Annotated in this window: 11 protein-coding genes; 4 read left to right on the top strand and 7 right to left on the bottom strand. The window is 57.4% G+C overall.

From position 1 onward, the window contains the following. The first annotated feature begins 250 nt into the window (after positions 1-250). Entirely contained in the window at positions 251-1,660 is a 1,410-nt protein-coding gene (gene leuC / locus RMR21_RS13725) for a 3-isopropylmalate dehydratase large subunit (RefSeq protein WP_498668530.1), read from the top strand. 43 nt (positions 1,661-1,703) lie between these two features. Here leuC and RMR21_RS13720 read toward each other — a convergent pair whose 3' ends face one another. Further along, complete coding sequence (locus RMR21_RS13720) at positions 1,704-2,252, bottom strand: L,D-transpeptidase family protein (protein WP_498670171.1); 549 nt, start codon at positions 2,250-2,252, stop codon at positions 1,704-1,706. A gap of 194 nt (positions 2,253-2,446) precedes the next feature. Between RMR21_RS13720 and RMR21_RS13715 the strand changes: the two genes are divergently transcribed. Continuing rightward, on the top strand, positions 2,447-3,130 hold the full coding sequence (locus RMR21_RS13715) for a response regulator transcription factor (protein ID WP_498668529.1): 684 nt from the start codon (positions 2,447-2,449) through the stop codon (positions 3,128-3,130). 87 nt (positions 3,131-3,217) lie between these two features. Next, entirely contained in the window at positions 3,218-3,673 is a 456-nt protein-coding gene (locus tag RMR21_RS13710) for a cyclic nucleotide-binding domain-containing protein (protein WP_498668528.1), read from the top strand. A 3-nt stretch (positions 3,674-3,676) separates the two neighbouring features. Here RMR21_RS13710 and RMR21_RS13705 read toward each other — a convergent pair whose 3' ends face one another. The 6 genes from RMR21_RS13705 to tesB form a co-directional block, all read right to left on the bottom strand. Then, positions 3,677-4,480 carry an exodeoxyribonuclease III gene (locus RMR21_RS13705; RefSeq protein WP_498668527.1) on the bottom strand — a complete coding sequence of 268 codons (804 nt, stop codon included), beginning with the start codon at positions 4,478-4,480 and terminating at the stop codon, positions 3,677-3,679. Positions 4,481-4,574: 94 nt separating this feature from the next. Continuing rightward, positions 4,575-5,237, bottom strand: a complete 663-nt coding sequence (locus tag RMR21_RS13700; protein WP_498668526.1) for an outer membrane lipoprotein carrier protein LolA — start codon at positions 5,235-5,237, stop codon at positions 4,575-4,577. A gap of 154 nt (positions 5,238-5,391) precedes the next feature. Continuing rightward, positions 5,392-8,022, bottom strand: coding sequence for an FtsK/SpoIIIE family DNA translocase (locus RMR21_RS13695; protein ID WP_498668525.1), 2,631 nt, complete (start codon positions 8,020-8,022; stop codon positions 5,392-5,394). A 219-nt stretch (positions 8,023-8,241) separates the two neighbouring features. Continuing rightward, a complete protein-coding gene (locus tag RMR21_RS13690; RefSeq protein WP_498668524.1) occupies positions 8,242-9,603 on the bottom strand; it encodes an ammonium transporter in 1,362 nt (453 codons plus the stop codon). A 28-nt stretch (positions 9,604-9,631) separates the two neighbouring features. Beyond that, entirely contained in the window at positions 9,632-9,982 is a 351-nt protein-coding gene (locus RMR21_RS13685) for a P-II family nitrogen regulator (RefSeq protein ID WP_174154308.1), read from the bottom strand. Between the two features lie 213 nt (positions 9,983-10,195). After that, complete coding sequence (tesB, locus tag RMR21_RS13680; protein WP_498668523.1) at positions 10,196-11,080, bottom strand: acyl-CoA thioesterase II; 885 nt, start codon at positions 11,078-11,080, stop codon at positions 10,196-10,198. A gap of 86 nt (positions 11,081-11,166) precedes the next feature. Between tesB and RMR21_RS13675 the strand changes: the two genes are divergently transcribed. Next, positions 11,167-12,381, top strand: a complete 1,215-nt coding sequence (locus RMR21_RS13675; RefSeq protein ID WP_498668522.1) for a ubiquinone biosynthesis hydroxylase — start codon at positions 11,167-11,169, stop codon at positions 12,379-12,381. Positions 12,382-12,467 lie beyond the last annotated feature (86 nt).

The following is a 12,467-nucleotide window of genomic DNA, read 5'->3' as shown; positions in this document are numbered from 1 at the left end:
TTCCGCGTGAATCGCAATATTGCCGTCGAAATGCCAATCTGCTAGAAAAGCGCCATGGGATCGAAATTCGGATGTCTCGCGCAAAACATTTTCGTGCTGCAGGACCACAAGCGTCTGCCGGCACGTTTTTTTGCGCGCATATCCGGCGCGCTTGGCGGTCGACTTACTTTCGCCTGACAGTCCGTCCAAAAGGCTGACGGCCTTTTTGCACATACCCATTTTCCTGATTCAAAATTTGGTGGATAGAGCCATGAGCGCACCTCGTACCCTTTACGACAAGATCTGGGACGACCACGTCGTCAATCGCGACCCGGATGGAACCTGTCTTCTCTACATCGACCGTCACCTTGTGCACGAGGTGACGAGCCCGCAGGCCTTTGAAGGGCTGCGGATCGCCGGTCGTCCCGTTCATTCGCCAGCTCGCACGCTGGCAGTCGTCGATCACAATGTGCCGACGACTGCCGACCGTCTTGAAGGTATCAAGAACGAGGAAAGCCGCATTCAGGTTGAAGCGCTGGCGAACAATGCCGCGGAATTCGGTGTCGAATATTACTCCGAGCGCGACAAGAGACAGGGTATCGTCCACATCGTCGGACCGGAGCAGGGCTTTACACTGCCAGGCATGACCATCGTCTGTGGTGATAGCCATACGTCGACGCATGGTGCATTCGGAGCGTTGGCGCATGGTATCGGCACGTCAGAGGTGGAGCATGTGCTGGCCACTCAGACACTGATCCAGAAGAAAGCCAAGAACATGCTGGTGCGTGTCGATGGCAAGATTCCCGATGGTGTGACGGCCAAGGATATCATCCTGGCCATCATCGGCGAGATCGGTACGGCGGGCGGTACGGGGCACGTCATCGAATTTGCGGGTGAAGCAATCCGTTCGCTCTCGATGGAAGGCCGCATGACCGTCTGTAATATGACCATCGAAGGTGGTGCGCGTGCCGGTCTGATCGCGCCTGATGAGACGACGTTCGACTACATCAAGGACAAGCCGCGCTCACCCAAAGGCGACGTGCTGGAGCAGGCCATCGCGTACTGGAAGACGCTGAAGTCCGACGAAGGCGCTCATTACGACAAGGTCGTGGTGCTCAACGCTGCCAACTTGCCGCCGATCGTATCCTGGGGTTCGTCTCCTGAAGATGTCGTGTCAATCCAGGGTGAGGTGCCTGATCCGGCTGACATCACCGACGAGAACAAGCGCAATTCCAAGCATCGTGCCCTCGAGTATATGGGCCTGACGCCGGGCACGAAGATGACGGACATCGCCATCGATCGCGTCTTCATCGGGTCGTGTACCAATGGCCGTATCGAGGATTTGCGCGCGGCGGCCAAAGTTGTCGAGGGCCGCAAGGTCGCGTCGACTGTGTCAGCGATGATCGTTCCCGGCTCAGGCCTGGTGAAGGAGCAGGCAGAAAAGGAAGGTCTGGACAAGATTTTTCTCGAAGCCGGCTTTGAGTGGCGCGAACCGGGCTGCTCCATGTGCCTTGCCATGAATGATGACCGTCTTGCCCCGGGTGAACGCTGTGCATCGACATCCAACCGCAACTTCGAGGGTCGTCAGGGCTACAAGAGTCGCACCCACCTCGTGTCGCCCGCCATGGCAGCGGCAGCGGCGGTGGCCGGCCATTTCGTCGATATTCGTGAGTGGCAGTAAGACTGTGACCAAGGCTGGAACGGGTGACTGTTTCTGCCTTGGTCTACAAGACCTCGATCCTTCTGCCCTTGCGCAGAAACGGCAGGATGCGGCGCATGTCGCGAGGATGAAGCGCCACGCATCCGGCTGTGGGTTCATAGCCGGGGCGGATCATGTGCATGAAGATCGCCGAGCCTAGATTGCGGCGGCGCGATGTGATGTTCCAGTCCAGTACGAGACAGACGTCGTAAAGACCATCTGGCCGCTGCATTTCCTCATGGCTTGGTTTGAAGGGTGCTTTGGTCTGGCGGTTGTAGTTGGGGTCCCCAGAGGCATCGCACCATAGCATCGTCGCGCGGGTTCGATACATCGGCAGCGGCGTTTTCAATGCGGCAATTCTCTCGCCGCGATGGAATCCCGATAGGACCGACATAGTGGTAATTGGTGTTTTTCCGTCGCCCTCGCGTTTTCGAACTGTGCGCCCGTTGCGACCGATGGCCGCGCGGAGCGTCAGTTGGCCCAATTGCAGCAAAGCGCGACTTTTGTTGCCTGGTGCTGGACGGATAAGGAGTTTTGAGTGCGTTTTTTGCTGTTTTTTCGTGCGTCTCATCATCATTCTCACGAGATTTTGCTTTGCAGGTGTGCCAACGTGACCTCATAGCTCCGTGTTATAGTGTGACAAAGGGTTGACGTTTCGGTGTCAAACCGCTGAATTGGTTCACGAAAGCGAAAAGCATGTCGATCCTAGCCGCACATGAGCTCTGGCGCGATCTGCTTTTAATATAAAATGAAAGGCTGAGATATCCCATGACGGCCCGTACACTTCTCCTTGTGGATGACGATGACGATCTTCGCGAAACGCTAGCCGAGCAATTGTCTCCCTACGAGGAGTTCAATCTTCTGACCGGTGCCAACGCCAATCACGCAATTCAGACAGCGAAATCCATGCAGGTCGATTTGCTGATCATGGATGTCGGGCTGCCGGATATGGACGGACGCGAGGCTGTGAAGCTAATGCGCAAGAACGGCTTCAAGGCTCCCATTATTATGCTGACTGGCCACGACACGGATTCCGATACGATCCTTGGTCTGGAAGCAGGCGCCAATGATTATGTCACGAAGCCATTTCGCTTTGCTGTGCTTCTGGCGCGCATCCGTGCGCAACTTCGTCAGTACGAGCAGAGCGAAGACGCAGTATTTACCGTCGGTCCATATCAGTTCAAGCCAAGCCAGAAGCTGCTGACGACCGAAGATGGCAAGAAAATCCGCCTGACGGAAAAGGAAGCGGCCATCATTCGTTATCTGTACCGCGCTGGCAGCGCTGTGGTAACGCGTGATGTGCTTCTGGAAGAGGTCTGGGGCTACAATTCAGGCGTGACTACTCACACGCTTGAAACCCACGTCTACCGTCTGCGTCAGAAAATCGAGCGTGACCCTTCGAATGCCGAACTTTTGGTCACAGAGAATGGCGGTTACAAGATTGTGCCGTAACGATAATTCTGGCGGTGCGGCCCTTGTCTTGGCCGCTCCGTTGTTCGAAAACCGGTGCTGTTATCAGGTCTTGAGGTTTCGAACGATATGGCACTGAACGACGATATCCATCTTCTGGCGCAGGTGCCCTTGTTTCAAGGCTTCAGCGACGACCAGTTGCGTCTTATCGCATTCGGTGCCGAACGGCGCAGGATTGCCGAGGGACAGGCACTGTTTCGTGAGCACTCTCCGGCGGAATGTGGCTTCGTCATCGCGCGTGGCGGGTTCGATCTCTACAGCACTGGACGCCATGGCAAACCCGAATTACAGGCCCGACCACAGACAGGGTCATTGCTGTCGGAACTTGCGCTGTTTACGCTGTGCGAACGCAAATACACGGCTGTTGCATGTGAAGATTCCGAAGTCATCCGCATCACCCGCATCCTCTTCCACCGCATGATCGAAGAGTTCCCCGATGTCGCCGATGTCGTACTTGCCCGTATTCGCGATAATATCGCCGCACTTTCCGCTGGTGCGACCGCGCTTCAGGGGCGGTTTTCATAAACCTCAGAACTTGAAATGTGCGGTGACCGGAACATGATCCGAAGGGCGGTTCCAGCCGCGGGCTTCACGCAGGATCTCGATGCGATCCAGTGAGGGCCCAAGATCCTGCGATGACCAGATATGGTCGAGGCGTCGGCCACGGTTTGCGGCTTCCCAGTCCTTGGCGCGGTAGCTCCACCAAGTGTAGATTTTTTCGGTTTCGGGCACGTTGAGGCGCATCAGGTCGAGCCAGTTGCCCTTTTTCATAATCTCCAGCATGCCGTCGGTCTCGACGGGCGTGTGGCTGACGATTTTGAGAAGCTGTTTGTGCGACCAGACGTCGTGTTCAAGGGGCGCGATGTTGAGGTCGCCAACGAGGATAGACGATGTGCCGGGAACGCCATCCGCACTCAATGCTTTCATCTCCTCGATGAAGTCGAGCTTATGGCCGAATTTCGGGTTGATCGAGCGATCCGGCTCGTCACCGCCTGCGGGAACGTAGAAATTGTGAAGGCGGATTTTGCGCGAGCCGACTTGCACGACGCCTGATATGTGGCGGGCGTCGCCGATGCCGCAATAGTCCTGCCGGTGATCTTCCGTCAGCGGCAGTTTCGAGGCGATGGCCACGCCGTGGTAGCCTTTCTGGCCGTGAATGATGACATGCTCGTAGCCCAAAGCTTTCAGGGGCTTGAGGGGAAATTCGCCATTGGGGCATTTGGTTTCCTGAAGGCAGAGCACATCCGGCTTGTAACGCACCAGAAACTGCTCGACGATCGGCATGCGCAGCCGTACCGAGTTGATGTTCCAGGTGGTAATCGAAAAGGTCATGCCTGCGCTCCGTTGGTCCTTCAAGACAAGGTGGAAGCAGGCTTATTACATCGGCCAGAAAACGGAAATGCTTTTATCGTCCTTTGGCGGCGCGTTAGCCGCGACTGCGGACTTCTTCGTAGTTGATGGCGAAGACCTTGTCATCCAGAGCCATGCCGGTCTGAACGTTGAAAATCATGACCGTCGTATCCTTGTTCTGCGCGTCCGTGGTAGTCCACTGGCGCAGATCGAAGGTCTTAGGATCAAACATCAGGGTGATAGTCGAATCGCCGAAGATGCTTTTGTCGCCTAAGACGATGGTCGTCAGGTCAGACTCCTGCTTGACGTCGCGGACTTTCTGGTTGCCCAGATCGATCTTATCCGACAAGAGCAGACTGAGCGGCGTCTTGGACAGCGGGTAGAGATCCCATGTCTTCAGCTTGTTGTTGCCGATGACGACATTCTTGCCATCGGAGATGACTCGCATGGGCGAGGGGTCTTCATAATTGAAGCGGAGCTTGCCCGGGCGGGCGATGTAAAATTTTCCACCCGTCTGTTCACCGCGCGGGCCGAACTGCACGAACTCACCCATCATGGTCTTGACGGAAGAGAAATGGCTGGCGATCTTCTGCGCGGTGGCGTCCTGCGCAAAGGCCGTCAGCGGCTGAAGTGCTGCCAAGGCTGCCGTTGCGGAAAACAGGGTCATCACACCACGACGGGTCATGTTGCCATCAAGGCCGCAGGACTGCGCGGAAACGACCGGGAAATTCTTTTTCATTCTTTTCTCCTTCATCGTTTTTCTTGTGCCAAAAAAACGCGGCGGCTTCATGACATAACCGTTCGATATAACGCCGGAACGTTGTCTTGGTTGCTGACATCGTCGTGAACGGACGCACGCCTGATGGGACCCTGCAAATACGAGATTCCGCGTATCAATCCTGTTCGGTCGGTACCAGAATTTCACGCTTTCCGGCATGGTTGGCAGGGCCGATGATGCCCTCCTGTTCCATACGCTCGATGAGCGATGCGGCGCGGTTATAGCCGATGCCCAGACGGCGCTGCACATAGGAGGTGGACGCCTTTCCATCGCGCAGCACGACGGCAACCGCCTGATCGTAAGGGTCTTCCGAATCAGCCATGTTGCTCGTGCCCGCAGGGCCTCCGCCATCCTCGTCCTCATCTTCTTCGGTGATGGATTCGAGATATTCCGGCGATCCCTGGGTCTTTAGGTAGGCGACAATATCTTCGACCTCGTTGTCGGCCACGAAGGGACCGTGGACGCGCTGGATGCGCCCGCCGCCCGCCATGTAGAGCATGTCACCCATGCCCAGCAGCTGTTCAGCACCCTGTTCGCCTAGGATGGTACGGCTGTCGATCTTGGAGGTAACCTGGAAGGAGATACGGGTCGGGAAATTGGCCTTGATGGTGCCGGTGATGACGTCCACTGATGGACGCTGCGTGGCCATGATGACGTGAATGCCGGCGGCACGGGCCATCTGCGCCAGACGCTGTACCGCACCTTCGATGTCCTTGCCGGCCACCATCATCAGGTCGGCCATTTCGTCGATGATGACGACGATATAGGGTAGCGGCTTCAGGTCGAATTCTTCGGTCTCGTACATGGCCTCGCCGGTCTGGCGGTCAAAACCGGTCTGGACGGTGCGCGTCAGAACCTCGCCCTTGTCGATCGCCTGCTGGACCCGGGTGTTGAAGCCATCAATGTTGCGGACCCCGATCTTCGACATCTTCTTGTAGCGCTCTTCCATCTCGCGCACGGTCCATTTCAGCGCTACGACGGCCTTCTTCGGATCGGTGACAACAGGCGAGAGCAAATGCGGAATACCGTCGTAGACGGAAAGTTCCAGCATCTTCGGGTCGATCATGATCAGGCGGCACTGTTCCGGCGTCATGCGGTAGAGCAGCGAGAGGATCATGGTATTGATAGCGACAGATTTACCCGAGCCCGTGGTGCCGGCGACAAGCAAGTGCGGCATCTTGGCCAGATCGGCGATGACGGCTTCGCCGCCAATCGTCTTGCCGAGCGACATCGGCAGTTTGGCTTTGTTGTTTTCGAAGTCGCGCGAGGCGATCAGTTCGCGCAGATAGACCGTTTCGCGGATCTTGTTCGGCAGTTCAATGCCGATGGCATTGCGGCCGGGAACGACGGCGACGCGTGCGGCGATGGCGCTCATGGAGCGAGCGATATCGTCGGCCAGGCCGATTACGCGCGATGATTTGATGCCTGGTGCCGGCTCCAGTTCGTACATCGTGACGACGGGGCCTGGGCGAACATGGATGATCTCTCCCTTGACGCCAAAGTCCTCCAGAACGCCCTCCAGCCTGCGGGCATTCTGCTCGAGAACCTCCGCGCTCAGCGTGTTGTCTCGAACAACGCTCTTGGGCTCTGCGAGGAGATGAACGGAAGGAAGCTGGAAGCCGTCTCTGGCGATAAAGGAAGGCTGGGCGTCACGAGCAACCCGCTCGCTTGGTTTGGGACGGGCAGATGGCGGGGTGATGCGGGTCTGGCCAGCTGGTGGACGGGCCACGAACTTCGCATCGCCGGACAGAACGCCATCGGGCAGGCTGTCGTCGTCTTCGTCGCTGCCTTCCTCGTCATCCATGGAAATCGATGGCGGCGAGATCTCGCGCCGCGCACGGGCTTCGGCACGCTCTTCAAAGGATGGGTCGGCACGTTCCAGCCGGTTGATGGCCGTCTTCAGACGCGATGGCTCGTTCAGCGTTCCAAACTCGTAGTCGTTGAAGTCGTACGGTTGTTCGAACTCGTTTCGCATTGACTTCGGCTTAAGGCCAAACAGGCGGCGGAAGCGGGCCTGGGTAATATACCAGTAGTGAGTCATTGCGCCGAAAGCGAGCAGGCTGCCGAAGAAGCCGTCGCCATCGTCTTCTTCCTCATCCGCGACCTCCTGCACCTTGCGCGCTTTGCTGGGCGCTGCCGTCTGTGCGACGAGGATATCGTCCTCGTCATCCGGAGAGCCAAGGAGGCCGGAGGCGAACAGCATGAGCCATGTGGCAGGCACTGCGAAGATAGCGCCGAGGATAGTGGCGAAGGTGCCGGTGGGATAGGCGCCAATGAAGAGAGCTGGGAAACGCAGGATCATATCGCCGATGACGCCGCCAATGCCATTGGGCAGTGGCCATGTCAGCGGTGCTGGGAAGCAACCAAGCGATGCGGATGCGATGAAAGCGCCGCTGACCCAGGCGACAAGACGGGCGGGAATACGGTTGAACTTGCGGCCGGAAATGAGCGCAAATGCCCAGGCGAGAATTGGCAGCATGGCGATGAGCGCCGAAAGCCCGAAGAACTGCATCATGATATCGGCAAAGATAGCGCCGCCATGTCCCAGCAAATTGGTGGGTGCTTTGCCGGTGGCGTAGGACAGGCTGGGATCCGCGACATTCCACGTGGCCAATGCCGTGATGCCCAGTGTCAGCGCGCCCAAGACGGCGAACCCACACAAAGCCATCATTTGGCGCACGACAAATGCCGTCAGCACGAAGCGGTTATCACGACCATCAAATGTCGGAGAGGTCACTCTGTCCATATCCTGAACCTGTCGTTCTTTGTTGCTTCCGGGGTCCGCACACGGTTTGGCGCAGACGGGATGACAGGGCAAAGTACCGGCTTGGTGGTTAATATGGCATTAACCATGCAAAATCAGTCTGAACCATTCATGTTTGAAACAAAAAAAAGCCCGGCGATCGCCGGGCTTTTCATTTGTTTGGTGCGCTGCGGATCTAAACCGATCGCATGCCGGACGACTTTAAGAGTGGTAAGCCGCTTCGCCGTGGGAGGCCAGATCGAGACCTTCGCGTTCGGCCTCGACCGGAACGCGCAGACCGACGATGATGTCGACGACCTTGTAGAGGATGGCAGAGCCGATGCCGGTCCACAAAAGTGTGATGACGACAGCCTGAGCCTGAACCATGAACTGGCCGCTCATGGTCTGTTCGCCAGCGTAACCGATGCCGCCAAGCGAAGCGCTTGCGAAAATGCCAGTTGCGAGAGCGCCGAAGATGCCGCCGACGCCGTGAACGCCGAACACATCTGCGGTGTCGTCATAGCCGAACTTGTTCTTCACCACTGAGACGAAGAAGTAGCACAGCGGCGAGACGATGGCGCCCATGACGATCGCGCCCATTGGACCAACGATACCGGCGGCCGGTGTTACGGCAACCAGACCAGCGATCATGCCGGATGCAGCACCCAGCATGGATGCTTTTCCGCGTGTGAAGGTTTCCACCAGGCACCATGACAGGATGGCCGCTGCCGTTGCAACGAAGGTATTGACGGTTGCGAGCATCGCGCCGCCTGAGGCTTCGAGGTTGGAACCGGCGTTGAAGCCGAACCAGCCAACCCACAGCATGGCTGCGCCGACATAGGTCAGCGTCATGGAGTGAGGGGCCATCATGTCCTTGCCGAAGCCGGTACGCTTGCCGACCATGATTGCGCCGATCAGACCGGCAACACCGGCGTTGATGTGAACGACTGTGCCGCCAGCAAAGTCGAGCGCGCCGAGACCGAAGAGGTAGCCCTTCGCATCCCAGACCATGTGCGCGATCGGGAAGTAGACGAATGTCACCCACAGAATGCAGAACAGGATCGAGGCGGAGAACTTGATGCGTTCGGCAAAGGCGCCGATGATCAGCGCTGGCGTAATGGCAGCAAAGGTCATCTGGAACATCACGAAGATGTATTCAGGAATGACGACACCCTGCGAGAAGGTTGCAGCCGTGCTGTCTTTGGTAACGCCGGAAAGGAACATCTTGGCAAAGCCGCCGAAGAACGGGCTTTCCGAGCCGCCAAAGGCAAAGGAATAACCGTAGACGACCCAGATGATCATGACCGAAGCGGCGATCACGGTGCACTGCATGAGGACCGACAGCATGTTCTTGGAACGGACGAGACCGCCGTAAAACAGGCCGAGACCTGGAATGATCATGAACAAAACGAGGATGGTGGCGACGAACATGAAAGCGGTGTCGCCCTTATCGGGAACAGGCGCAGCTGCGGCCGCCGCAACTGCGGGCGCCGCAGCGTCCTGGGCAAAGGCAAAAGCGGGGGCGAGAAGAGCCGCCGCACCGGCGCTGAGCCGACCGAGTGTTGAAATTTTGTTGAATTGCATGGTTTGAAAACTCCCCTGTCAGCCGAGCTTAAAGCGCTTCTGTGTTTGTTTCGCCGGTACGGATGCGCACGGCCTGTTCAATCGAGTAGACAAAAATCTTGCCGTCGCCGATTTGTCCCGTCTTGGCAGACGCTGCGATGGCCTCGACAGCCTTTTCGACGAGATCGGAAGCAACGGCGATTTCAATCTTCAACTTGGGAAGAAAGCTGACCGCATATTCGGTGCCGCGATAGATTTCGGTGTGCCCCTTCTGGCGTCCGTAACCCTTGACCTCGGTCACCGTAAGGCCCTGAATGCCGACGCCGGTCAGTGCTTCGCGCACTTCGTCCAGCTTGAACGGCTTGATAATGGCCATCACAATTTTCATCTGGTTTCCCATCCTTTGTTTGTCCTCGGCGCAGAGCCGATTCTCCTCGACGCTGGCTGATCAGTAACAGCGACTAATCCCCTACATTCAAGGCGCGTGCCAATTCGAGGCGGTTTTTTTAAGTTATTGATTTTAAATGATAATAATAAATAAGACTGAAAAATGGGCAAAAAATTGCACCGATCTCGCGCAATCGCTGTGCAAATTTAAAGAAATGATCAAAAATTAATCATTTGCTATTTTGCGGATCAGGCCTTCCTGCGCCATGGATGCGACCAGAACACCATCGCGTGTAAAGAGGCTGCCGCGCGTCAAGCCGCGTGCACCTGAGGCGCTAGGGCTGTCCTGAGTGTAGAGCAACCAGTCATCGAGTTTACAAGGCCTATGGAACCACATGGCGTGGTCGAGGCTAGCAGCCTGGATGGCCGGATCGAAAATCGTCGTTCCATGGGCGTAGAGGGATGTGTCGAGCAGGGTCATGTCGGAGAGATAGGCAAGAACGGCCGTCTGATAATGCCGGTCATCCGGGACCTGACCGACGGCTCTTACCCAGATATCTTGTTTCGGATCGAGCTTTTCCTTTGAAATATAATGCGCCAGCGAGACGGGTCGAATTTCGATGGGACGCTTGTTTTCCCAATATTTCCGAATGGCGGGCGGTGCCTTGGCCAGAAACGCGTCGCGCATCTGCTCTTCGCTCATCAGTTCTTCCGGCTGTAAAACCTTGGGGATCGATGCCTGATGATCAAAACCATCCTCGTCGATCTGGAAGGAGGCCGACATGGAAAAAATCGGCTTGCCGTGCTGGATGGCAACGATGCGGCGGGTGGCGAAGCTTGCGCCATCACGGATGCGGTCTACCTGATAGATGATGGGGACGAGTGGATCACCCGGTCGCATGAAATAGGCGTGCAGGGAGTGAACGAAGCGTTCCGCGCTAACCGTGCGCTGGGCGGCCATCAGTGCCTGGGCAATGACCTGACCGCCGAAAACCCGCTGCCAGCCGACCTGTGGGCTCGTGCCGCGAAACAGGTTTTCTTCAAGTTTTTCGAGATCCAGCGTGGAAATGAGATTTTCCAGCGGCGCTGTATTTTCAAAGGGGCGCGACATTTTCGACATGCTCCAGCTGTAGGAAGACGTGAGTGCATGGTCTATAGTGCCTTGTTAATATGCACAAGAATGCAGGGAGAGACGCGATGCTGGATGTGGTTGTTGCAGGCGGCGGATATGTTGGACTGGGCGTTGCTGTTGCCATCAAGCAGGGCGCGCCTCATCTGAGCGTCGAAGTCATCGAGGCCGCGCCGGCGGATGTCTGGAAGAAGGATATGCGGGCGTCGGCCATCATCGCGGCAGCATCGCGGATGCTGGATGTGTTCGGTGTCTGGCAGGAACTGATTCCGGAAGCGCAGCCGATCAACAGGATGATCGTGACGGATTCCAGAACATCGGATCCGGTCCGCCCGGTGTTTCTGACCTTTGATGGGGACGTCGCAGACGGACAGCCGTTCGCGCACATGGTGCCGAATGTCGCCATGGTCAGCGCGTTGCGCGGGCTATGCGAGCGGCTTGGCGTTACGATCCGCCACGGCTTGGGTGTTTCCGGCTTCGAGGCCGGACATCGCAGCAATCTCGTGACGCTTTCCGATGGCTCCACGCTGGAAACACGACTGCTGGTGGCCTGCGATGGTGTCCGCTCGGCGCTTCGCGATATGGCTGGCATCAAGACGGTCCATTGGACTTACGATCAGTCCGGCATCGTTACCACCGTGGAACACGAACGTCCGCATGACGGTTGCGCCGAAGAGCACTTCCTGCCGTCCGGCCCGTTTGCCATTCTGCCGCTGAAGGGCAATCGTTCGTCGCTGGTGTGGACGGAGCGCACGGCGGATGCCGACCGACTGGTGGCCTCCGATGATCTGGTATTCGAGGAAGAGCTGGAGCGGCGTTTCGGTCACAAGTTGGGGCCTATCCGCCCTGTTGGCCCACGGCGGGCCTTTCCGCTGGGGCTGACGCTGGCCCGCGCCTTCGTGGCGCCCCGTCTGGCACTTGCCGGTGATGCGGCGCATGGCATTCATCCGATTTCGGGGCAGGGCCTCAATCTCGGTTTCAAAGATGTCGCGGCGCTGGCCGAAACCGTGGTCGAAGCGGATCGTCTCGGCCTCGATATCGGTTCGCTGAACGTGCTGGAGCGCTACCAGTCTTGGCGGCGATTCGACACGGTGCGCATGGGCATCACCACGGACGTGCTGAACCGGCTGTTTTCCAATGATGTCGGACCCATTCGTGTGGCGCGCGACTTCGGCTTGGGCATCGTGGACAGAATTCCGCGTCTCAAATCCTACTTCATTGGGCAGGCGGCTGGTACCAATGAAAAGGGTGGCCCTAGATTGCTGGCCGGTCAGCCACTTTAATCGAGTTACCCCGATTCAGGATTTGGTGGGTAGCGGGTTCGGGTAGGCCATATATTGCCGTGAACAAAAGCTGAATCCGCAACTTT

It is taken from the genome of Agrobacterium sp. rho-8.1, from assembly GCF_033957725.1.
Classification (GTDB): Bacteria; Pseudomonadota; Alphaproteobacteria; order Rhizobiales; family Rhizobiaceae; genus Agrobacterium.
Note: the sequence above shows the minus strand (reverse complement) of the source record. Positions and strands in the feature narration are given on the sequence as shown.

Coding starts and splice junctions, on each gene's coding strand:
- RMR21_RS13715 (WP_498668529.1), top strand. CDS start 2,447: ATGACGGCCCGTACACTTCTCCTTGTGGATGACGATGACGATCTTCGC.
- RMR21_RS13710 (WP_498668528.1), top strand. CDS start 3,218: ATGGCACTGAACGACGATATCCATCTTCTGGCGCAGGTGCCCTTGTTT.
- tesB (WP_498668523.1), bottom strand. CDS start 11,080: ATGTCGCGCCCCTTTGAAAATACAGCGCCGCTGGAAAATCTCATTTCC.
- leuC (WP_498668530.1), top strand. CDS start 251: ATGAGCGCACCTCGTACCCTTTACGACAAGATCTGGGACGACCACGTC.
- RMR21_RS13675 (WP_498668522.1), top strand. CDS start 11,167: ATGCTGGATGTGGTTGTTGCAGGCGGCGGATATGTTGGACTGGGCGTT.
- RMR21_RS13700 (WP_498668526.1), bottom strand. CDS start 5,237: ATGAAAAAGAATTTCCCGGTCGTTTCCGCGCAGTCCTGCGGCCTTGAT.
- RMR21_RS13690 (WP_498668524.1), bottom strand. CDS start 9,603: ATGCAATTCAACAAAATTTCAACACTCGGTCGGCTCAGCGCCGGTGCG.
- RMR21_RS13720 (WP_498670171.1), bottom strand. CDS start 2,252: ATGATGAGACGCACGAAAAAACAGCAAAAAACGCACTCAAAACTCCTT.
- RMR21_RS13705 (WP_498668527.1), bottom strand. CDS start 4,480: ATGACCTTTTCGATTACCACCTGGAACATCAACTCGGTACGGCTGCGC.
- RMR21_RS13685 (WP_174154308.1), bottom strand. CDS start 9,982: ATGGGAAACCAGATGAAAATTGTGATGGCCATTATCAAGCCGTTCAAG.
- RMR21_RS13695 (WP_498668525.1), bottom strand. CDS start 8,022: ATGGACAGAGTGACCTCTCCGACATTTGATGGTCGTGATAACCGCTTC.